This window comes from Synechococcus sp. GFB01, from assembly GCF_001039265.1.
GTDB lineage: Bacteria > Cyanobacteriota > Cyanobacteriia > PCC-6307 > Cyanobiaceae > NIES-981.
The window spans coordinates 17,685-36,940 of sequence record NZ_LFEK01000036.1 but is presented as its reverse complement, the minus strand read 5'-3'; the positions used below and the strand labels follow the sequence as shown (position 1 = coordinate 36,940).

The window sequence follows — 19,256 nt, the reverse complement described above, 5'->3', positions numbered from 1 at the left end:
AACAGGCGCGCCGGATCGGCACTCCAGCGGGGGCGGCAGACGCCGGGGCGGCTGGTGTCGGTGTCGATCCAGAGGTGAAGCCCATAGCCGTCGGGCTGGCTCACCACCGCCAGGCCGTCGTGGGGAACGCGCCGCTGCAGCGGGTAGATCGCCCAGGTGGGGTGGCGGTGGGCCGGCACGCAGCCGCCCAGCAGGGCTGCCAGCAGCAGGGGAGCCAGCCCGGTCGCTCTGCCTAGCTTGGCGGCCGGATTCATTGCGGGACCGTCTCCATGGCTCTGACCCCTTCCACCATGCTTCCCCTGGGCACGCCGTTGCCGTTCGCGGTGATCCAGCAGGAGCTTGCCTCAGGGCGGGTCCGGCAGGTGAGCGGTGAGCCCCTCGAGCTCGAGGCCCTGGGCAGCTGTTCGCTGCTGGTGCTGTTTCTCTGCGCCCACTGCCCGTTCGTGAAGCACATCGAGCCGGAAGTGGGCCGTCTGGCGGCCGACTTCGCCGCTCCGGGGTCGCAGCGGCTGCAGTTGCTGGCCGTCTCCAGCAACAGCGCCCGCACCCATCCCCAGGACGGCCCCGGGGGCCTGCGGGCCCAGGCCGAGGCCCACGGCTGGCGCTTCCCCTACCTCTTCGATGCCGACCAGCGGCTGGCCCGGNCNTTCCGCGCCGCCTGCACACCCGATCTCTTCCTGTTCGGTGCGGCTGGAGCCGATGGTGTGCAGCGGCTCGCCTATCGCGGTCAGCTCGATGGCAGCCGCCCGGGCAATGACCTGTCTCTCGACGGGGCCGATCTGCGCCGCGCGCTCACCGCCCTGCTCGCCGGTGAGCCCGTGCCCGCGGCGCAGCAGCCTTCCATCGGCTGCAACATCAAGTGGCATCCAGGTGAGGAACCGGAATGGGCCCGCTGAGCCGCAGCTGTTTTGACACCTAAGGTTCAGCGATGCAGGTGCCTCCCTTCAGCCTCAGCGAGCAGCTCCAGGAGCTCGGCGAGGAACTCGATCAGGCCGTGCTTGGGGTGCTGCGCAGCGGTCAGTACATCGGGGCGGGAGTGATCGCTGACTTCGAACGACAGTTCGCTGACGCAGTGGGGGTGCCCCATGCCGTGGCCTGCAACAGCGGCACCGACGCCNTGATCCTCGCCCTGCGCGGCCTGGGAATCGGTCCCGGCGATGAGGTGATCACGGCCTCCTTCAGTTTCTTCGCCACGGCTGAGGCGATCAGCGCCGTGGGGGCCACGCCGGTGTTCGTGGATGTCGACCCAACCACTTACCTGATCGATCTCGATCGGATCGAGGCGGCGATCACACCCGCCACCCGGATGCTGTTGCCGGTCCATCTGTTCGGCCGGCCGGTCGACATGGAGCGCCTCTGCGCCATCGCCGCCCGCCATGGCNTGAAGGTGGTGGAAGACTGCGCCCAGGCCAGCGGCGCCAGCTGGGCCGGCCGACCGGTGGGCAGCTGGGGTGAGGCGGGCTGCTTCAGCTTCTTCCCCACCAAGAACCTCGGCGCTGCAGGTGACGGTGGCGCCGTCACCTGCAAGGATCCCGAGCTGGCCCGGACCATGCGGGAACTGGCCGTGCACGGCATGCCGCGGCGCTACCTGCATACCGCTCTCGGATACAACAGCCGTCTCGATGCGATCCAGGCCGCCGTGCTGCAGGTGAAGCTGCCTCATCTGGGCCGCTGGGTGGAGCGACGCCGGACGATCGCCGAGCGCTATCGCCAGCAGCTCGCCGGCGTCAGGGGTATCCAGCTGCCGGAGGCGGGGCCCGATGGCCACAGCTGGAACCAGTTCGTGGTGCGGGTGCCGGCCTGCCCCAGTGCTGCCCAGGCCTGCGCTGGCAGCTGCACCCCCTCCCCNGACAGTGCCGCNTNCGNTCNGCCNGAGGCCTGCTGCCGCGACTGGCTCAAGCAGCAGCTCCAGGACGCTGGCGTGAGCACGATCATCTACTACCCGATCCCGATCCACCGCCAGCCCGCCTACGTCGATCTCGGCTACGGGCCGGGTTCTCTGCCGGTCACCGAGCAGCTGTGTAGCGAGGTGCTGAGCCTGCCGATCTTCCCGGAGCTCAGCGAGGGCCAGCAGAGGCGGGTGGTGGAGGTGCTGAGCGGAGTGCTTCAGCCCCTGATCGCGGCGTAGAGCACCTTGAACCGTGCCTGCTGGTGTCTGTGGTTCACCAGGGGAGGCGGGTAGNCGCGCCGCTCCGCCGGTGCGATCTCGCCGCTGATCAGATCGGCCGTGCTCACATGGCCCAGTTCCGGCAGCCAGGTGCGGATGTAGCGCGCCTCGGGATCGAACTTGGCGGCCTGGGTGGCCGGGTTGAAGATGCGCAGCGGCTTGGGGTCCATGCCGCTGCTGGCGCTCCACTGCCAGCCGCCGTTGTTGGCGGCCAGGTCGCCATCCACCAGGCGCGCCATGAAGGCCGCCTCGCCCCAGCGCCAGTCGCAGATCAGATCCTTCACCAGGAAGGAGGCCACGATCATGCGGCAGCGGTTGTGCATCCAGCCGCTCTGATTGAGCTGGCGCATCGCCGCATCGATGATCGGCATCCCCGTGAGCCCGTCGCACCAGGCCTCGAACCAGGACCGGTCGTTGTCCCAGGGAAAGGCGCGCCACTTGGGTCGGTAGGCACCGTCGGCCAGTTCGGGGAAGTGATACAGCGCCTGCTGGTAGAACTCGCGCCAGGCCAGCTCCTGCTCCCACACCTGGATCGACTCCAGGGCTTCCTGGGCGCCGCCCTGGGCGGCCACCGTCTGGCGGGCCTGCTGCGCCGCCGCCCAGGCCTGCCGCGGGCTGAGCGTGCCGAACTTGAGCGCGGCGCTCAGGCCCGAGGTGCCGGCCTCACCGGGAAGGTTGCGGGCCTCGGCGTAGGCCAGCAGGGGCGCTGAGCGGCCGCCTCTGCCCACACCGTCGCAGAATCGGACCAGCTGCTCCTGTGCGGCGGTCTCGCCGGGGCGGCAGGGGCAGAGGGCGGCACCGCCAAAGCCGTGCTCCGGCAGCGCCTGCTCAAACCCAGGACCCGCCATCGGCAGATCCTTCAGCCGGGCCGGGTCGCAGTCGATCAGGCGCGCGGGGCTGGCAGGGGATCCAGTCCCCCCGAGGCGGCCGAACCCAGGGCGCTGATCTGCTCCACCCGGCGGCGCCAACTGCGCCAGAAGGGCCCGTAGACGCGGTAGGGCTCGCCGCCGCCGGTCTTCAGGGCGTCGGGCTCCACCAGCAGCTGGTCCCATCCCACCAGCACCCGACACCCCCCGGCCTGGAGGGCCCGCGCCACCCGTCGGTCGCGCTCGCGGCCGTAGCTCCACATCGCGGTTCCAGGCCACCACGGCCGCTCCCAGGGCGGAGGCGAGTTGGGGCAGCAGCAGCGCCGGATCGCCCCGCAGAATCACCAGCCGGCTGCCGGCGGTCCGCCAGGCCTGCTCGAGCTCCAGCAGGCTCTCGCCCAGGAACCACAGCCTGGCCGGCGCCAGCCCCGGCGCCTCGAGGATGCTGGGATCGAGGATGAAGACTCCCGTCACAGCCGGCGTGGCCCGGGCCGCCGCCGCCAGCCCCAGGTTGTCGCTCAGGCGCAGATCGCGGCGGTGCCAGAACAGCCAGCGGGGCGGGGTCATCCGAGGCCCAGCAACTGCTTGGCCCGCAGCCAGGCCGTGACGCTCTTGCCATCGAGGTATTCGTCGCCGCTCGCCAGGGCCGCATCCAGCTCGGCCGGCTCCATCCGCAGCACCTCCAGATCCTCGTCGTCGTCACCGGCGGGCCGCTCGGCCAGAGGGCTGAGCTGCCGCGCCAGGAAGAGGTGGATCACCTCGTCGGAATAGCCCGGGCAGGGCAGCATCGCTCCGAGTGGATCCCAGCGATCGGCGCTGTAGCCCGCTTCCTCCTGGAGCTCCCGCTGCATCGTGCTCAGGGGCGTTTCGCCCGGATCGAGGGTGCCGGCGGGAAACTCCAGCAGCCGGGTGGCCACGGCGAAGCGGTACTGGCGCAGGATCACCACCCGGCCGTCATCGAGCACCGGCACCGCCAGAGAGGCTCCGGGGTGGCGGATCACCCCGAAGGTTCCCTCGACCCCCATCGGCAGGGCCAGCCGGTTGATCTCGAAACGCAGTTTGCGGGCATCCAGAGCGGCCTGCGTTTCCAGGTGGCGCGCAGGCTCGGGGGGCGGCAGAGGCGCCATCGAAGCGGCTGGTCAGCTGCCGCCCAGCATGGCCGCTAGGAGGGCAGCCAGGCGGTCCAGCCGGTCGTCGAGTAGCCGGCTCGCCAGCCGCTCGGCCCGGCCTGGCGACCGCGGGTGATCAGCACCGAGGCGCCGCTGGCATCGGCCAGGCGTCGCAGGGCTGGGGGGTCGAGGCTGTTGTAGGCCTTGCTGAGTCTGGGTCTGGCTGCCCAGCCGCCGGGGCCCTCCCACACGTCGGAGTCGCCGCCGGCCAGGGCGGTGACGCGCAGGTACCAGGTCTGGATGGCGGCCCTGGAGGTGGGAATCTGCTTGAACTGCACGTAAGCCGCCCGTCCGGTCTGCAGCGAAAGATCCTCGAAACCGAAGGGGGGCGTCACCACCAGGGCGCTGGCGGGCGTGGCACTGCGGATCCAGTTATAGAGGGCGGCCTGATCCGCTGAGGCCACGAACCCACGAGACAGGCCGGCCGCCGCCCCGCGCAGGTCCCGTGCCAGGCCCGTGAGGCTGATCACCAACACCAGGGCCACCAGAGCGAGGCGGGCCTGGCGGTCCCGCAACCACGGTTGCAGGGCCGCGGCGAGGAGCAGCCACACCCCCAGCATGAGCAGGGTGTCGGCCAGGCGGAAGGGATAGACCTGCAGCAGAGAGCTCTGTGGATCCCACAGGGCGAGCAGCAATCCCGCCAGAGCAGGCGGCCAGCTCATCACCACCCACAGGGCGAGGTCTCGGCAGGCCTGCCTCTGAGGATCGTCGCCAGCCCGGCGGCGCCCGAAAGGACCACCCCGAGCGCGAACAGTCCGAGGAAGAGCAGCGCCTCGGCCCAGTCGCTCCACGACCAGCTGCTGGGCAGCAGGTGATGGGGGTTGCGCAGCACCACATAGATCCAGCCCGCCGTCGGCAGGTCGGCACCGGCCTCGGCGCCGGGGCCGGCCCCCGGGCCGAGCCCCCTGGCGAAGAGCTGCTCCATCAGGGCCAGGCTCACCGGCAATGCGGTGAGCAGGCAGCCGCAGAGCCAGCGGCCTAGGGCCGCACCCTTCCAGTGGCGCCCCCCGCGCAGCAGGGCGAGTCCCGCCAGGGCCAGGATCCCGAATCCTCCCACCAGCAGGTGAAAGGCGCAGGCCAGCCCGCTGTAGAGGCCACAGGCCCACCAGCGCCGGTTCCGCCAGGCGCCGTAGGCCAGTAGCAACGCCGCATAGGCGAAGGTCTTCGGTTCGGCTCCCCCNACCATCCACTCACCCGCCATCACCCCCTGGCTGAAGCTGAACAGGGCGGTCGCCAGAGCGGCCAGAGGTGCCGAGAGGCCCAGGGGCACGGTGAGGCCCGCCAGGCCCCAGGCCCAGAGCCCGTATCCCAGCAGCCGCACAACCAGCGAGCCCAGTGGAAAGCCGAGGGGATGACGATGTGGCCGCTCAGCTGCTGGAACAGCCACTGGTAGCCCTGGCTGTTGTTGAGGTACCAGTCGTGCGGGATCCAGCCCGGGTCCACCTGCTGGCGAGCCAGGGCCAGCTTGCCGGCTTCGTTCCCGGCGAGGTTGTCGTTGAACAGGCACAGAGCCACCAGCACCAGGCCGATCGCCAGGGCCGATCGCCAGCGCTCTCTCTCAAGCAGGGCTTGATGTCCGGGGGCTCCGGCTGGTCCCATGGGTCAGGGGAAAAGGCGGCCTGTGGGGCCAGGGCCCCATTCAAGAGGGAGGCCCGTCATTCAGGCCAGCCGGGGCGGCCGGGCAGTCGCTCGGGGGGGGGCTCGGAGGCACCGGCCAGCAGCTGGTTCAGCAGCTCGATCGTGGTGACTGCCGCTCCGGGAGGTCTGAAATCGGCCGCGATCGCCGCCAGCGGCGCCACCACGAAGCTGCGCTGCTGCCAGCAGGGATGGGGCAGCTGCAGGACAGCGCCGTCGCAGACCAGATCCCCCCACCACAGCAGATCCAGATCGAGGCTGCGCGGTCCCCAGCGTTCGTGGCGCTGGCGTGCGAAGGCCTGTTCGAGGTGCTGCAGCCGCTTCAGCAGGTCCCGCGCCGCCTCATGCCCGGCAGGCCTGGCAGGGCGCAGCAGCAGAACCGCATTGAGGTAGTCGGGCTGCCCAGCGGGCCCCCCCAGCGGCGCGGTGCGGAACAGCGGTGACCAGTGCCCCGGCCCGCCCAGATCCTGAACCCGGCGCTCCAGCTGCGGCCGCACCGCCAGCAGCGTGGCCAGGGGGTCGCCGGCGGGGCTGGGGAGATTCGCTCCCAGAGCGATCGCCAGGCTCGAGCCGCTCTGATCAGCGAGACTGGCGCACACGACTCTGGACCCGGGCCACTCCATGGTTGCAAGCGGAACCGCCGCCAGCAGTGACGCGAACCGCAGCGCCGCCGCCCGGGCCTTCCCGCTCGCCGCGATCACCGGCCACGGCACCCTCAAGCTGGCGCTGCTGCTGGCGGCGGTGGATCCTGGCCTGGGCGGCGTGGTCATCGCCGGCGGCCGCGGCACGGGTAAATCGGTGCTGGCTCGCGGCCTGCACGCTCTGCTGCCGCCGATCGATGTGCTCGATCTGGGCAGCCCGGCCGCCGGTCAGCCAGTCCCGGCCGCCCTCAACATCGACCCCCAGCGCCCCGAGGACTGGGACGAGCCCACCCGTCGCCGCCTCACCGACCTGGGGGCTGACCCCAGCGGCGGTGACGCCGCCGCACTGCTGCCTACCAGGGTGATCCCGGCTCCGTTCGTGCAGGTGCCGCTGGGCATCACCGAAGACCGCCTCGTGGGTTCGGTGGATGTGACCGCCTCGCTGGCCAGCGGCCAGGCCGTGTTCCAGCCCGGTCTGCTGGCGGAGGCCCACCGCGGCGTGCTCTACGTGGATGAGCTCAACCTGCTCGACGACAGCATCACCAACCTGCTGCTGGCGGCGGTGGGGTCGGGAGAGAACCGCATCGAGCGGGAAGGGCTGAGTCTCTCGCACCCCTGCCGGTGCCTGCTGATCGCCACCTACAACCCCGAGGAGGGGCCGGTGCGGGATCATCTGCTCGACCGCTTCGCCATCTGCCTGAGCGCCAACCAGGCCCTCGATCTCGAGCAGCGGGTGGAGATCACCCGCAGTGCCCTGGGCCACGCCGAATCCAGTGCAGCCTTCGGAGCACGCTGGCAGGAGGAGACCGACGCCCTGGCCACCCAGCTGCTGCTGGCCCGCCAGTGGCTGCCGGATGTGCAGATCGCGCGCGAGCAGATCGCCTATCTCGTGACCGAGGCGATCCGCGGCGGTGTGGAAGGCCATCGCAGCGAGCTCTACGCCGTGCGCGTGGCCCGCGCCCATGCGGCCCTCAGCGGCCGCGACCGGGTGGAAGCCGACGATCTCCAGGTGGCGGTGCGGCTGGTGATCGCACCGCGGGCGCTGCAGCTGCCTCCACCCGATCCCGACCAGCCCCTGGAGCCGCCGCCACCGCAGGGGGAGCAGGCCCCCGAGGAACCGGAGCCGCCCGAGCCCGAGACCGAAACCAACGATCCGGATCCCGACCAGGAGGACGACACCCCGGAGGATCAGGCCCCACCCTCGATCCCCGAGGAATTCATGCTGGATCCGGAGGCCACGGCGATCGATCCCGACCTGCTGCTGTTCGGCGCGGCCAAGGCCAGGAGCGGCAGCAGCGGCAGCCGTGCCGTGGTGCTGAGCGACTCCCGCGGCCGCTACGTGAAGCCGATGATCCCCCGGGGCCCGGTGAAGCGTATCGCCGTGGACGCCACGCTGCGGGCCGCCGCCCCGTATCAGAAATCCCGCCGTGAGCGACAGCCCCACCGCCGGGTGGTGGTGGAAGACGGCGACCTGCGCGCCAAGCAGCTGCAGCGCAAGGCCGGTGCCCTGGTGATCTTCCTGGTGGATGCCAGCGGCTCGATGGCGCTCAATCGCATGCAGAGCGCCAAGGGGGCGGTGCTGAGGCTGCTCACCGAGGCCTACGAGAACCGCGATGAGGTGGCCCTGATCCCCTTCCGCGGCGAGCAGGCCGAGGTGCTGCTGCCCCCCACCCGTTCGATCACGGCGGCCCGGCGGCGCCTGGAATCGATGCCCTGCGGCGGCGGCTCACCGCTGGCTCACGGGCTCTCGCAGGCGGCCAGGGTGGGAGCCAACGCCCTGGCCACCGGCGATCTGGGTCAGGTGGTGGTGGTGGCGATCACCGACGGCCGCGGCAACGTTCCTCTCAGCCGCTCCCTCGGTCAGCCCGAACTGGAGGGGGAGGAGCCGGTTGACCTCAAGCAGGAGCTGAAGCAGGTGGCCGGCAAGTACCGTGCCCTGGGCATCAAGCTGCTGGTGATCGACACCGAGCGCAAGTTCATCGGCAGCGGCATGGGCAAGGAGCTGGCCGAAGCCGCCGGCGGCAAGTACGTGCAGCTACCCAAGGCCAGTGATCAGGCCATCGCGGCCATCGCTCTCGAGGCGATCAGCGGCGTGTAGGCCAACTGCGGCCCTGTCGGCAGTCGATCACTTGGGTGTCGGTGGGTCGCTCTCCGAAGCTCCCTGCTGGCCTTGAGCCCTGTCGCGGGCAGCGCCGGTCTGGGCGGGGTAGAGCTCATCAAACAGTTGCCCCAGCCCCACGGTCACGCTCCGCAGGCCGTCCATGAACAGCGGGTCGGCGGTCAGTTTGTTCACATCTCCTCCCACCTGATCCCAGCGGGCGGTGAGCTGCCGGGCATTGGCCACGGTGGCCTGCAGATCAGCAATCGTCTTGGGATTGTCCAGGGCGGCCATCAGACGCCGCATGTGGTCGGTTCCGGCGTTGAGGTTGCGGAGCGACGGCTGCAGCTCCGTCACCGACTGGTCCAGATTGCGTGCCAGGGTCCTGCCCTCGTTCAGGAAGCTCGAGGCGTCCCGGGAGGTCCGGTCCACCGTGGTGGTGAGCTCCGCGAACCGATGGATCAGCCGCTCCTGGTCACCCTGGGTCAGCAGCTTGTGCAGCAGGGCGGTGACGTTGTCGAGGGTCGGGCCCTGAATGCCTGGAATGCTGTCGCCATGGCAGACCATCAATTTGCGGTTGCAGGCCGCAGATCGGGGGCTCGCGGCGTTGGCCGGCAGCGACTTGGCGGTGCTGACCAGAGTCACCTGGNCTTCGGCGCCAAGCAACGAGGCCTCGCCGATCTCGGCCTGGGCCGGCTTGGCAAGGCGCATGTCGGGATGGCTGATTTCCAGGTCCGCGATCACGGCGACCGGTGTCACCTGCACCCGCCGTACACTCCCAACCTGGACCCCGCGGTACAGGACCGCCGACCGTTCCGCCAGGCCGCCGGCCTCGTCGAAACTGGCCCGGATCGTCCAGGTGTCGCGGCTCAGTGACATCCCGCGGATCCACATGCTGAGGCCCACCGCACTGGTGACAGCGGCCAGCACGGAGAAACCCACCAGGNCTTCGCGGACACTGCGGCGCATCCCCTCGCGCATCAGGACATCTGGAGCATGGTCTACAGCTCCGCCGGCTGCATGGGCCCGCGCAGACTACCGCTCCTGAACTGAACCACATAGGGATTGCTGCTGGTGCGGTAGTCCTCCGTGCTGCCGCTCCAGCGGAACAGGCCTTCGTAGAGCAGCACGACCTGCGAGCCGGTGCGTTCGATCGTGCTGTGCACATGGCTCACCACGACCGAGGTGGCTGCCGCCTTGGCTGTGGTGTGGACGATCAGATCCTCGATGCGGGTGCAGGCCACCGGATCCAGACCGGCGGTGGGCTCGTCGAACAGCAGCAGCGGCATCTGGTCTCCACCGAGGGTCGGATCCTGGATGAGCGCCCGGGCGAAACTGACCCGTTTCTGCATCCCGCCGCTCAGTTCAGCGGGCAACTGCTCCTCGATGCCGGCCAGGCCGACGGCCTCCAGCGCGTCGCTCACCCGCTCCCGGATCTCCTGCTCGCTCAACCGGCTGAAGCGGTAGAGCAGGAATCNGACGTTCTCGCGCACGGTGAGCGACCCCAGCAGGGCGGGGTTCTGGAACACAAGCCGCACGTCCGGCGGGTGGCGCTGATCCAGGCGCAGATAGGTCTGGGGAACGCCATTCAGTTCAAGCCGGCCGCTGCTGGGCAGCAGCAATCCTGCCAACAGGCGGAGGATCGTCGATTTACCGGCACCGGACGGCCCGACCACAACCAGCCGCTCGCCAGCTGCGATGTCGAGGTTCACTTGATCGAGAACCGTGCGGGATCCCCAGCGCACGCTCAGATCGGCCATCCGGGCAGCAGGCTGCCGTGCTGCTGGTTGCGTCAAGGCTCCCGTGTTGAGCCGGCTGGATGAAGCCTCCACCGCGCCNTGGTGAGGATGGATCCATCCTGGCGCCTCGCGGCGGCCTTTCTACAGTTCGGTCACAGCAGGCGGTCTCGATTCCTTGACGTCCCCTCGGTCGGTGCCCAAGCCACGGCGCGGTCGCAGCCGACTGGGCCGTCCGGCGTGGCTGGGTCGGGATGATCTGCGCCAGCGGGATCTGATGAGCCGCTCCCGTCGGGCGGTGCGCTGGCTGCAACCCGGGCTGGTGGTGAAGCGCTGGGTGCTCACCTCGGGCCTTGGCCTCATCATCCTGCTGCTGGGTGTGGCGATCTGGGCCGATCTGCAGCCGATCTACTGGTCCCTGGCCACCATCCAGTGGGTGCTGCGCAACATCACCACGGTGCTGCCCCGCAAGGTCACCGGACCTCTGGTGCTGGTGATCGGCGCGTTGCTGATCTGGCTGGGCCAGAGCCGCAGTTTCGGCACCATCCAGCAGGCCCTGGCGCCGGAGAAGGGAACCCTGCTGGTGGATGCCCTGGCTGCCCAGGGACGCCTGAACCGCGGTCCGAGCATCGTGGCGATCGGCGGCGGCACCGGTCTCTCGACCCTGCTCAGTGGGCTGAAGCGCTACAGCTCCAATCTCACGGCCATCGTCACCGTGGCCGATGACGGTGGCAGCAGCGGCGTGCTGCGACGGGAGCTGGGGGTGCAGCCTCCCGGTGACATCCGCAACTGCCTGGCGGCCCTGGCCCGGGAGGAACCCCTGCTCACCCGCCTGTTCCAGTATCGGTTCCGCGCCGGCAGCGGCCTTGAGGGCCACAGCTTCGGCAACCTCTTCCTCTCGGCGCTCACGGCGATCACGGGCAGCCTCGAGGCGGCGATCACCGCCAGCAGCCGGGTTCTGGCGGTGCAGGGCCAAGTGGTGCCGGCCACCACGGCGGATGTGCGCCTCTGGGCCGAACTCGAGAACGGTGAGCGGATCGAAGGGGAATCCCGCATCGGCCATGCGCCCAGCCCGATCGTGCGCCTCGGTTGCATCCCCGAGCGACCACCGGCCCTGCCCCGGGCGATCGAGGCGATCGCCCACGCCGATCTCATCGTGCTCGGCCCCGGCAGCCTCTACACCTCCCTGCTGCCCAATCTCCTGGTTCCTGAACTGGTGGCCGCCATCGCCCGCAGCAGGGCTCCCAGGCTCTACATCTGCAACCTGATGACGCAGCCCGGTGAAACCGATGGGCTGGATGTGGAGGGCCACCTCCGGGCGATCGAGGCCCAGCTGGCCAGCCTCGGCGTCGAGGAGCGGCTGTTCACCGCCGTGCTGGCCCAGGAGGACCTGGAGGATTCTCCTCTGGTGCAGCGCTACCGAACCCAGGGTGCCGAGCCCGTGGCTTGCGATGCCCGGCAGTTGCGGCGTCAGGGTTACACAGTGATGCTGGCCCCGCTGCAGGGGGCCAGGCCCACCGCCACGCTGCGCCACGATCCCCGCTCCCTGGCTCTGGCTGTGATGCGGTTCTACAGGCAACACCGCGGCGGGGCTGCGGCATGAGGCCTTCTCAGCCGGCGTCCTGGTTCAGTAGGCGTCCTGCATCTCGTAGAAATCCGGCTGCACGTAGTCCTTGCGCAGCGGCCAGCCCTTCCAGTCCTCCGGCATGAGCAGCCGCTTGGGATGGGGATGGCCTTCGAAGCGGATACCGAACATGTCGAAGGTTTCGCGCTCCTGCCAGTCGGCACCGCGGAACAGGCCGTAGAGGCTGGGAATGGTGAGGTCGCCGTCGCGCGCCAGGAAGACCTTGAGACGCACTTCCTCGGGCTTCAGATCGGCGGGCAGGTGCTGGCTGGCGGTGGAGGCATCGGCCAGGGGGCCGAGCTTCACCAGGTGGTAGAAGCTCACCAGACGGCCGCCCGGACCCTCGTCGTACCCCCCTGGCACTGGAGATAGTCGAAGCCGCGGGCCTTGAGCGCTGTGGCCAGCACGGGAAGGAAGGCCGGCTCCACCCCGATCACTTCCACGCCCAGATGATCGGCAGGCAGCACCTGGTGATCGAAGCCCTGGCTCGCCAGCCACTGGCTCACGGGGCCGGCGGCCGGTGTCTGCAGAGCGTCCTGGGGGCTGGCGGTGATCTCGTCAGGCATTGGACTGGCGGGGGAGGGTTGCGGGCTCGGCGGCGGCGGGCTCCAGGGTCGCGGCCATCGGCAGGCCGGTGGCGGCGGCGAGGGCCTTCTGCTGGCTCTCGGCGGAGAGATAGGCGCCGGTCACGATCGGTTCAACGGCCGTCATCTGGTGGGCCACTGTGCAGTAGCGGTGGCTGGGCATGAGATTGGCCCGTTCGGCAAGCGCCTCGTTGCCCACTTTCTTGCGCAGCTTGATCACGGCATCGAAGATCGCTTCGGGCCTCGGCGGACAGCCGGGGAGGTAGAGATCGACGGGAATCAGCTTGTCCACGCCGCGTACTGCGGTGGTGGAGTCGGCCGAGAACATGCCGCCGGTGATCGTGCAGGCGCCCATGGCGATCACGTATTTGGGTTCCGGCATCTGCTCGTAAAGCCGCACCAGGGCCGGTGCCATCTTCATCGTCACGGTGCCGGCCACGATCAGCAGGTCGGCCTGGCGCGGACTGGAGCGGGGCACCAGGCCGAAGCGGTCGAAGTCGAAGCGGGAGCCGATCAGCGCCGCGAACTCGATGAAGCAGCAGGCGGTGCCATAGAGCAGCGGCCAGAGGCTGCTGAGGCGGGCCCAGTTGTGCAGGTCGTCGAGGGTGGTGAGGATCACGTTCTCCGACAGGTCGGAGGTGACCGCCGGAGCACCCACGGGGCTGCAGCTGGCCTCGCGCAGGTCGCGCAGGGCGGCGACCGAAGGACTCGTGGCAGGAGTGGATGGGGTCTGGGTCATGGGGGGNTTCTCCGTCAGCTCCACTCGAGGGCACCCTTGCGCCAGGCGTAGGCCAGGGCGAGCACCAGGATGGCGATGAAGATCAGGGCTTCGATGAAGGCCAGCAGACCGAGCCGGTGGAAGGCCACGGCCCACGGGTAGAGGAACACGGTCTCCACGTCGAAGATCACGAAGACCAGGGCGAACATGTAGTAGCGGATGTTGAACTGAATCCAGGCTCCGCCGATCGGTTCCATCCCCGACTCGTAGGTGAGCTCGCGCTCGCCCCGCCGGCTCGTCGGCGAAAGCAGCTTGTTGGCCACCAGCGCCAGCACCGGCACCGCTGCTGAGATCAGCAGGAAGCCGAGAAGGCGTCGTAGCCGGAGAGCACGAACATGCGGGCGAGTCCAACCAGGGGCGAAGTCTGGCACCTTCGACCCCTGGAACGGTCGATAGAGTTCGCCAACCCCTGCGGCGGTTCGCGCATGAGCAGTACCGATCCCCGGCTCGGGACCGATCCGGACCCATCCGCGAACGCCTCTCCCTCCACCGACCGGACGGAGGACCCGGCCGACGATCCGGCCACCCACCGATTCGAGTGCCGCAGCTGCGGTTACGTCTACGACCCCGGCGAGGGGTTGCCGAAGCTCGGCATCGCCGCCGGCACCGCCTTTGTGGATCTCGATCCGGTCGGCTTCCGCTGCCCGGTGTGCCGCAGCCGGATGCCGCTCTTCCGCGACATCGGCCCCCGCAACAAGCCGAGCGGCTTCGAGGAGAACCTCAACTACGGCCTCGGGGTGAACCGTCTCACCCCCGGCCAGAAGAATGTCCTGATCTTCGGTGGCTTCGCCNTGGCGATCGCCTTCTTCCTCTCCCTCTACTCCCTGCGCTGAGTCGCGCCGATGAACCGCTCCGCCTCCTCCCCATTCCGCGCCCTGATCGGCCTGCTGGTCGTGCTGGTCCTCAGCCTGGGGCTCTCCGGCTGCGTCACCACGGGCCTGCCCGCCGCCGCCGCCAGCCCCTGGCAGCCCGTGCCGCTCGAGACCCGCTCCAATCCCCTGGCGCTGGCCTTCATCGATGCCGACCACGGCTTTCTGGTGGGCAGCAACCGCCTGATCCTGGAGACCCTGGATGGGGGTGCCAGCTGGGAGGAGCGCAGTCTCGATCTGCCGGCTGAGGAGAACTTCCGCCTGATCAGCGTCGATTTCAGGGGCGATGAGGGCTGGATTGCCGGTCAGCCCGGCCTGATGCTGCACAGCACCGATGGCGGGCGCAACTGGAGCCGGCTCTTTCTCGACACGAAGCTTCCCGGCGAGCCCTACCTGGTCACGGCTCTCGGTCAGGGCAAGGCCGAACTGGCCACCAACGTGGGTGCGATCTATGCCACCGACGATGGCGGCCGCAGCTGGCAGGCGAGGGTGAGCGACGCGGCCGGGGCGGTGCGTGAGCTGCGCCGCAGTGCCGATGGCCGTTACGTGAGTGTGAGCAGCNTGGGCAATTTCTTCTCCACCTGGGATCCGGGCCAGCAGACCTGGCAGGTGCACCAGCGGGTGAGCAGTCAGCGGCTGCAGGCGATGGGCTTCCAGCCCGATGGCTCCCTCTGGATGCTCGCCCGCGGCGCCCAGCTGCGCTTCAACCCCGATCCGGCCGATCCCGAGCAGTGGAGCAAGCCCGTGATCCCGATCACCAACGGCTACGGCTACCTCGACATGGCCTGGGATCCCAGCGGCAGGATCTGGACCGGCGGCGGCAGCGGCACCCTGCTGGTGAGCGGCGATGGCGGCCGAAGCTGGGAGCGTGATCCCGTGGGAGTCCAGCAACCCTCCAACTTCACCCGCATCGTCTTCCCCTCGTCCGGGAAGGGCTTCGTTCTGGGCGAGCGGGGTTCGCTGCTCCGCTGGGTTGGCTGAGCCACCGGGCCCCGCCCGCCGAGCGAGGCCAACTTCTGTAACCAAGGGGGGCTGCCGATCCCGCCGCCCGCCAGTGGCCCCCTAGGATCTTTCCGCTGAACGCTTGGTGCCATGGCTGCCGGCTCCACGGGTGAACGCCCGTTCTTCGAAATCATCACGAGCATCCGTTACTGGGTGATCCATGCCGTCACCCTCCCCGCCATCTTCTTGGCCGGGTTCCTGTTCGTGTCCACCGGGCTTGCCTACGACGCCTTCGGCACCCCCCGACCCGATGCCTACTTCCAGGCTCAGGAAACCAAGGCTCCCGTGGTGAGCCAGCGCTACGAGAGCAAGTCTCAACTCGACCTGCGCCTGAAGTGACGCCATGACCCAGACCCCCGTCTCCACCACGCCGCGCAGTTACCCGATCTTCACGGTGCGCTGGCTCTCCGTGCATGCCCTCGGGATCCCNACGGTGTTCTTCCTCGGCGCGCTTGCCGCCATGCAGTTCATCCGCCGTTAGACGATGCAGCGCAATCCCAACCCCAACAATCTGCCGGTCGAGCTCAACCGCACCAGCCTCTACCTGGGTCTGCTGCTGGTTTTCGTGACCGGTGTGCTCTTCTCCAGCTACTTCTTCAACTGATACCGGAGGNCTCCGATGAGCGGCAAGAAGTCGAATCTCCCCGACGGTCGGATTCCGGATCGTCTGCCCGATGGCCGCCCTGCCGTGGCCTGGCGTTCCCGCTGGACCGAAGGCGTCCTGCCCCTCTGGCTGGTGGCCACCGCCGGTGGCATGGCCGTGATCTTCGTGGTGGGCCTGTTCTTCTACGGCGCCTACGTGGGCGTGGGTTCCGCCTGAAGCATTCCTCCACCGCAGGGGNNCTNGCGGCACCCTCACAGGCCCCCGCTGGGTGAGCGTCCGCCACCTGACGGGGGTTTGTCATGGGGCCATGTCCCATGCTGGTTTCCACCTCTCAGACGATTGCTGAGCCCTTGGCCAAGGCGCGCCACCTGATGAACATTCCCGCCCTGCGCTGGNCGGCGGCGTTGTTGATCTACGGCTACTACCAGCTGGTGCTCGCCACTTCCCGCCTGCGGATCCGTGCCGACCCGTCCAGCGAAGAGCTGGTGCGCCAGGGGCTGCCGGTGATCTACGTGCTCTGGCACCAGCACGTCTCCTGCATCCTGATGCTGCGTCGCTACGCGCGACGGCCGGTGGCGGTGCTCTCCAGTGGCCACCGGGATTCACGCATCACCGCCGTGGTCTCGCGGCTCTGCCACCTCGATGTGGTGGTGGGCTCGTCGACCCGCGGAGCCGTGGGCGGCTACCGCCAGCTGCTGCGCCGGCTGCGGGGGGGGCGGTCGATCTGCATCAACCCCGATGGTCCGAGGGGGCCGGCGGGGCAGTTGAAGCCTGGCGTGATCCAATTGGCCCGCCACACCGGTTGCGCCATGGTGCCGGTGGCTCTGGCCGCCTCGCGCCACCGCCGGCTGCGCTCCTGGGACCGCACCCTGGTGCCCCTGCCCTTCAGCCGGATGGTGCTGCAGCTGGGTGCACCGCTTTACGCCGATCCCGCCACCGATCCACTGGATCAGTCGGCGCTGCTGGCCGCCGCCCTCAACACCATCGGGATTGAGGCGGAAGAAGGCGTCGCTGCGCCGTGACCGGCCTGTTGCTGCTGCTCTACCGGCTGCTGGTGCTGCTGCTCACGCCGCTGCTGCTGCTGGTGCTGCTCTGGCGGCTGCTGCAGGGCAAGGAGGATCCCCGCCGCCTGGGGGAGAGACTGGGAGTCAGCAGGCGGCGGCGGCCACCCGGCCCGTTGGTATGGCTGCATGCAGCCAGCGTGGGGGAGCTGAACAGCCTGCTGCCGTTGCTGCGGCAGCTCAGTGCTCCAGGCGGACCTGCTCTGCTGCTCACCACCGTGACCCGCACGGCGGCCGCACTGGCCCCCAGCCGTCTGCCGCCACGGGTGATCCATCAATACGTGCCGCTGGATCACTGGCTGACCTTCCTTCTGTTCCAGCGGCACTGGCGGCCTGCACTGGGTGTGCTCGCGGAGGCCGAACTCTGGCCTGAGCTGATCCATGCCATGCCCCGGGCCTGGCTGATCAATGCCCGGATGAGTGAGCGGTCGTTTCGGCGCCATTGCCGGCACCGCTGGTTCGCGGCCTGGTTGCTGGGCCGATTCCAGACCTGCCTGGCCCAGTCACCCCAGGATGCCGAGCGGTTCCGTCGTCTCGGGGCCCACCAGGTCCAGGCGGTGGGCTCCACCAAACGCGATGCCGAGCCCCCGCGGGTGGAGGCGGCGATCGTGGAACGGCTGGCCGATGCGTTCGCCGGTCGCCGGGTGCTGCTGCTGGCCAGCAGCCATGCCGGCGAGGAGGCCAGTCTGCTGGAGGCCTACCCGGGGCTGCGGCGGCGTCTGCCGACCTGGCCCTGCTGCTGGTGCCGCGCCACCCGCAGCGGGCGCCCGAGGTGGCGGCGGCTGCGGCCCGCGATGGCCTGGCGGTGCGCTGCTGGAGCGAGCTGGCCTGCGAGGCATCCGCACCGGCTCTCGATGTTGTGGTGGCCGATCGGATCGGTGAGATGGGCGCCTGGATCGCGGCTGCCCGGGTGGTGGTGATGGGAGGAAGCCTGGCGGTGGGCGGGCGTGCCATCGGCGGGCACAATCCCCTGGAGCCGCTTCGGCTGGGCCGTCCGGTGCTCTGCGGGCCCGACATGGCCAACTTCGCTGATCTCACCAAGGAGCTGGCTGAGACCGGCTGGTTGCGGCATTGCGCCGATCTGGATCAGCTCTGGCAGGCGGTGGCGACACACCCGGCCTGGGCGGCGTTGCCTGAAGCCCCGCCCCCGGAGCTGGGCGGTCCGAGCCGCCTCATCGCCGGTCTGATCCGCGCTGAGCTCAGGCCCTGATGCTGCTGGCCACCCCCCGCTTCTGGTACAGCAGGCGGCCCACCCCCCTGGCCCGCCTGCTGCAGCCGCTGGCCTGGCTCTACGCCCTGGGCGTGCGACGGCATCGGCGCCGCTCCTGCCCGGTGCGGCTGCCCGTCGCCGTGCTGTCGGTGGGCAACATCACCCTGGGGGGCACGGGCAAGACGCCGCTGGTGATCGCGCTGGCGCAGGAGCTCCAGCAGCGAGGCCGCTCGGTGGCCGTGCTGCTGCGCGGCTACGGAGGCGGCAGCCGCCGGCCCAGGCGGGTGACTTCCGCCGATGCAGCGGTCCAGGTGGGCGATGAGGCCCTGGAGATTCAGCGATCCCTCCCCGGGGTGGCGGTGTGGGTGGGAGGCGACCGGGTGGCGGGGGGGGTGGCCGCCATCGCCGCCGGCGCCGATCTGCTGCTGCTCGACGACGGGCTGCAGCACTGGCGCCTGGCCCGTGACTGTGACATCAGCGTGCTCGATGGCCGCCATGGTCTGGGCAATGGCCTGGTCTTCCCGGCGGGCCCGCTGCGGGAGCCGGCTGATCAGCTGGGTCGCGCCGATCTGCTGGTGCTCACCGGCCCCGCCGCTTCGGAACTGGCCGTGCCGCCCCCGCTCTGGCCGGCGGGGAAGCCTTGGTTCCGCCTGGCCGGCTGGATCGAGCCACCGGCCCGGCTGATCGGCGTTCCTCTGCTGGCCTTCTGCGGCATCGGACTGCCCGCCAAGTTCTTTGCGGCTCTGCGGCAGGCGGGTCTGGAGCTCGCTGCCGCGGCAGGTTTCCCCGACCACCACCCCTATGCTGCCTCTGATCTGGAGCGCCTGCAGCGCCGTGCCGACATCCATGGCGCCACGTTGGTGACCACCGTGAAGGACTGGCAGCGTCTGCCGGATGGGTGGCGTGAGAAGGTTGTGGCGCTTCCCCTGGTGCTCGATTCCCGGATGGTGGAGGCGATCACCTCGGCAGCCCTGGCCAGGATGGCTCCCCGCAGGCTGGAGATCCCTGAATGACCTCGGTCACTCCCACGCCGTGCCGCATCCTGCTGGTGGCTGGCGAGGCCTCCGGTGATCTGCATGGCGGCCATCTGGTGCAGGCACTGCGTCAGCGTCGCCTGCTGCCGAAGTGGTGGGCGTGGGCGGMATCCGGCGAGCGGCGGGGGGTGCGCGGCCAAGGCATTGATCGATGATCTGCCGTTGTTTCGGTCGCGCC

22 protein-coding genes and 4 pseudogenes are annotated in these 19,256 nt (G+C 69.7%); 15 read left to right on the top strand and 11 right to left on the bottom strand.

What is annotated here, in order from left to right:
- Window positions 1-254, bottom strand: a pseudogene (locus SYNGFB01_RS06095) (hypothetical protein); the annotation flags it as partial.
- Window positions 255-269: 15 nt separating this feature from the next.
- Here SYNGFB01_RS06095 and SYNGFB01_RS06090 point away from each other — a divergent pair.
- The gene (locus SYNGFB01_RS06090) at window positions 270-896 is read left to right on the top strand and encodes a thioredoxin family protein (RefSeq protein WP_048017344.1); all 627 of its coding nucleotides are present in this window, start codon (window positions 270-272) and stop codon (window positions 894-896) included.
- A 32-nt stretch (window positions 897-928) separates the two neighbouring features.
- Complete coding sequence (locus SYNGFB01_RS06085) at window positions 929-2,128, top strand: DegT/DnrJ/EryC1/StrS aminotransferase family protein (protein WP_048017343.1); 1,200 nt, start codon at window positions 929-931, stop codon at window positions 2,126-2,128.
- Here the strand turns inward: SYNGFB01_RS06085 and SYNGFB01_RS16280 are convergent.
- The 5 genes and pseudogenes from SYNGFB01_RS16280 to folK all read right to left on the bottom strand — a co-directional run bounded on the left by SYNGFB01_RS16280 (window position 2,107) and on the right by folK (window position 6,436).
- Window positions 2,107-3,600, bottom strand: a pseudogene (locus SYNGFB01_RS16280) (FAD-binding domain-containing protein). The gene SYNGFB01_RS06085 and the pseudogene SYNGFB01_RS16280 overlap by 22 nt on opposite strands.
- Window positions 3,597-4,160, bottom strand: coding sequence for an NUDIX hydrolase (locus SYNGFB01_RS06075; RefSeq protein ID WP_048017342.1), 564 nt, complete (start codon window positions 4,158-4,160; stop codon window positions 3,597-3,599). Before SYNGFB01_RS06075 ends, SYNGFB01_RS16280 begins: the two are co-directional and overlap by 4 nt.
- A gap of 35 nt (window positions 4,161-4,195) precedes the next feature.
- Window positions 4,196-4,864, bottom strand: coding sequence for a DUF6798 domain-containing protein (locus tag SYNGFB01_RS06070; RefSeq protein WP_152669556.1), 669 nt, complete (start codon window positions 4,862-4,864; stop codon window positions 4,196-4,198).
- A 538-nt stretch (window positions 4,865-5,402) separates the two neighbouring features.
- Window positions 5,403-5,801 (bottom strand): hypothetical protein, encoded by a 399-nt coding sequence (locus tag SYNGFB01_RS15300; RefSeq protein ID WP_235299953.1) that lies wholly within the window; start codon window positions 5,799-5,801, stop codon window positions 5,403-5,405.
- Window positions 5,802-5,857: 56 nt separating this feature from the next.
- A complete protein-coding gene (gene folK / locus SYNGFB01_RS06060; RefSeq protein WP_235299952.1) occupies window positions 5,858-6,436 on the bottom strand; it encodes a 2-amino-4-hydroxy-6-hydroxymethyldihydropteridine diphosphokinase in 579 nt (192 codons plus the stop codon).
- A gap of 22 nt (window positions 6,437-6,458) precedes the next feature.
- Here folK and bchD point away from each other — a divergent pair, with 22 nt between their 5' ends.
- The gene (gene bchD, locus SYNGFB01_RS06055; RefSeq protein ID WP_048017338.1) at window positions 6,459-8,576 is read left to right on the top strand and encodes a magnesium chelatase ATPase subunit D; all 2,118 of its coding nucleotides are present in this window, start codon (window positions 6,459-6,461) and stop codon (window positions 8,574-8,576) included.
- Window positions 8,577-8,603: 27 nt separating this feature from the next.
- Here the strand turns inward: bchD and SYNGFB01_RS06050 are convergent, their stop codons facing one another.
- Together SYNGFB01_RS06050 and SYNGFB01_RS06045 are read right to left on the bottom strand one after the other, a co-directional pair.
- Window positions 8,604-9,518, bottom strand: a complete 915-nt coding sequence (locus SYNGFB01_RS06050; protein ID WP_235299951.1) for an MlaD family protein — start codon at window positions 9,516-9,518, stop codon at window positions 8,604-8,606.
- 59 nt (window positions 9,519-9,577) lie between these two features.
- Window positions 9,578-10,336, bottom strand: coding sequence for an ABC transporter ATP-binding protein (locus SYNGFB01_RS06045; RefSeq protein ID WP_082325899.1), 759 nt, complete (start codon window positions 10,334-10,336; stop codon window positions 9,578-9,580).
- Window positions 10,337-10,589: 253 nt separating this feature from the next.
- On the opposite strand from SYNGFB01_RS06045, the gene yvcK reads away from it, so the two are divergent.
- A complete protein-coding gene (gene yvcK / locus SYNGFB01_RS06040) occupies window positions 10,590-11,915 on the top strand; it encodes a gluconeogenesis factor YvcK family protein (protein ID WP_048017351.1) in 1,326 nt (441 codons plus the stop codon).
- Between the two features lie 24 nt (window positions 11,916-11,939).
- On the opposite strand, the pseudogene SYNGFB01_RS06035 reads toward yvcK, so the two are convergent.
- The 3 genes and pseudogenes from SYNGFB01_RS06035 to ndhC all read right to left on the bottom strand — a co-directional run bounded on the left by SYNGFB01_RS06035 (window position 11,940) and on the right by ndhC (window position 13,635).
- Window positions 11,940-12,490 (bottom strand): annotated as a pseudogene (locus SYNGFB01_RS06035) (NAD(P)H-quinone oxidoreductase subunit J).
- Window positions 12,491-12,494: 4 nt separating this feature from the next.
- Complete coding sequence (gene nuoB / locus SYNGFB01_RS06030; RefSeq protein ID WP_048017337.1) at window positions 12,495-13,259, bottom strand: NADH-quinone oxidoreductase subunit NuoB; 765 nt, start codon at window positions 13,257-13,259, stop codon at window positions 12,495-12,497.
- A gap of 14 nt (window positions 13,260-13,273) precedes the next feature.
- Window positions 13,274-13,635: pseudogene (gene ndhC, locus SYNGFB01_RS06025) on the bottom strand (photosynthetic/respiratory NAD(P)H-quinone oxidoreductase subunit C).
- An 88-nt stretch (window positions 13,636-13,723) separates the two neighbouring features.
- On the opposite strand from ndhC, the gene SYNGFB01_RS06020 reads away from it, so the two are divergent.
- From SYNGFB01_RS06020 to SYNGFB01_RS14850, 11 genes are all read left to right on the top strand, one after another.
- Window positions 13,724-14,131: a rubredoxin gene (locus SYNGFB01_RS06020; RefSeq protein WP_048017336.1), complete on the top strand. Its 408-nt coding sequence runs from the start codon at window positions 13,724-13,726 to the stop codon at window positions 14,129-14,131.
- Window positions 14,132-14,140: 9 nt separating this feature from the next.
- The gene (locus tag SYNGFB01_RS06015) at window positions 14,141-15,148 is read left to right on the top strand and encodes a photosynthesis system II assembly factor Ycf48 (protein ID WP_048017335.1); all 1,008 of its coding nucleotides are present in this window, start codon (window positions 14,141-14,143) and stop codon (window positions 15,146-15,148) included.
- A 111-nt stretch (window positions 15,149-15,259) separates the two neighbouring features.
- Complete coding sequence (psbE, locus tag SYNGFB01_RS06010; RefSeq protein ID WP_048017334.1) at window positions 15,260-15,508, top strand: cytochrome b559 subunit alpha; 249 nt, start codon at window positions 15,260-15,262, stop codon at window positions 15,506-15,508.
- A 4-nt stretch (window positions 15,509-15,512) separates the two neighbouring features.
- A complete protein-coding gene (gene psbF / locus SYNGFB01_RS06005) occupies window positions 15,513-15,650 on the top strand; it encodes a cytochrome b559 subunit beta (protein ID WP_048017333.1) in 138 nt (45 codons plus the stop codon).
- 3 nt (window positions 15,651-15,653) lie between these two features.
- Window positions 15,654-15,773, top strand: a complete 120-nt coding sequence (locus SYNGFB01_RS06000) for a photosystem II reaction center protein L (RefSeq protein ID WP_048017332.1) — start codon at window positions 15,654-15,656, stop codon at window positions 15,771-15,773.
- 15 nt (window positions 15,774-15,788) lie between these two features.
- Window positions 15,789-15,989, top strand: coding sequence for a photosystem II reaction center protein J (locus SYNGFB01_RS05995; protein ID WP_048017331.1), 201 nt, complete (start codon window positions 15,789-15,791; stop codon window positions 15,987-15,989).
- Window positions 15,990-16,123: 134 nt separating this feature from the next.
- Window positions 16,124-16,795, top strand: coding sequence for a lysophospholipid acyltransferase family protein (locus tag SYNGFB01_RS05990; protein ID WP_161795857.1), 672 nt, complete (start codon window positions 16,124-16,126; stop codon window positions 16,793-16,795).
- On the top strand, window positions 16,792-17,754 hold the full coding sequence (locus tag SYNGFB01_RS05985) for a 3-deoxy-D-manno-octulosonic acid transferase (protein WP_053068359.1): 963 nt from the start codon (window positions 16,792-16,794) through the stop codon (window positions 17,752-17,754). The genes SYNGFB01_RS05990 and SYNGFB01_RS05985 overlap by 4 nt, the downstream gene beginning before the upstream one ends.
- On the top strand, window positions 17,718-18,044 hold the full coding sequence (locus tag SYNGFB01_RS12460; RefSeq protein WP_152669554.1) for a hypothetical protein: 327 nt from the start codon (window positions 17,718-17,720) through the stop codon (window positions 18,042-18,044). The genes SYNGFB01_RS05985 and SYNGFB01_RS12460 overlap by 37 nt, the downstream gene beginning before the upstream one ends.
- Window positions 18,044-19,057, top strand: a complete 1,014-nt coding sequence (gene lpxK, locus SYNGFB01_RS05980) for a tetraacyldisaccharide 4'-kinase (protein WP_048017329.1) — start codon at window positions 18,044-18,046, stop codon at window positions 19,055-19,057. Before SYNGFB01_RS12460 ends, lpxK begins: the two co-directional genes overlap by 1 nt.
- Window positions 19,054-19,233, top strand: a complete 180-nt coding sequence (locus tag SYNGFB01_RS14850; RefSeq protein ID WP_048017328.1) for a hypothetical protein — start codon at window positions 19,054-19,056, stop codon at window positions 19,231-19,233. The genes lpxK and SYNGFB01_RS14850 overlap by 4 nt, the downstream gene beginning before the upstream one ends.
- The last annotated feature ends 23 nt before the right edge of the window (window positions 19,234-19,256 follow it).

Coding starts and splice junctions, on each gene's coding strand:
- SYNGFB01_RS06075 (WP_048017342.1), bottom strand. CDS start 4,160: ATGGCGCCTCTGCCGCCCCCCGAGCCTGCGCGCCACCTGGAAACGCAG.
- SYNGFB01_RS06070 (WP_152669556.1), bottom strand. CDS start 4,864: ATGAGCTGGCCGCCTGCTCTGGCGGGATTGCTGCTCGCCCTGTGGGAT.
- SYNGFB01_RS15300 (WP_235299953.1), bottom strand. CDS start 5,801: ATGGGACCAGCCGGAGCCCCCGGACATCAAGCCCTGCTTGAGAGAGAG.
- bchD (WP_048017338.1), top strand. CDS start 6,459: ATGGTTGCAAGCGGAACCGCCGCCAGCAGTGACGCGAACCGCAGCGCC.
- yvcK (WP_048017351.1), top strand. CDS start 10,590: ATGAGCCGCTCCCGTCGGGCGGTGCGCTGGCTGCAACCCGGGCTGGTG.
- nuoB (WP_048017337.1), bottom strand. CDS start 13,259: ATGACCCAGACCCCATCCACTCCTGCCACGAGTCCTTCGGTCGCCGCC.
- psbE (WP_048017334.1), top strand. CDS start 15,260: ATGGCTGCCGGCTCCACGGGTGAACGCCCGTTCTTCGAAATCATCACG.
- SYNGFB01_RS06000 (WP_048017332.1), top strand. CDS start 15,654: ATGCAGCGCAATCCCAACCCCAACAATCTGCCGGTCGAGCTCAACCGC.
- SYNGFB01_RS05995 (WP_048017331.1), top strand. CDS start 15,789: ATGAGCGGCAAGAAGTCGAATCTCCCCGACGGTCGGATTCCGGATCGT.
- SYNGFB01_RS12460 (WP_152669554.1), top strand. CDS start 17,718: ATGGGCGCCTGGATCGCGGCTGCCCGGGTGGTGGTGATGGGAGGAAGC.
- lpxK (WP_048017329.1), top strand. CDS start 18,044: ATGCTGCTGGCCACCCCCCGCTTCTGGTACAGCAGGCGGCCCACCCCC.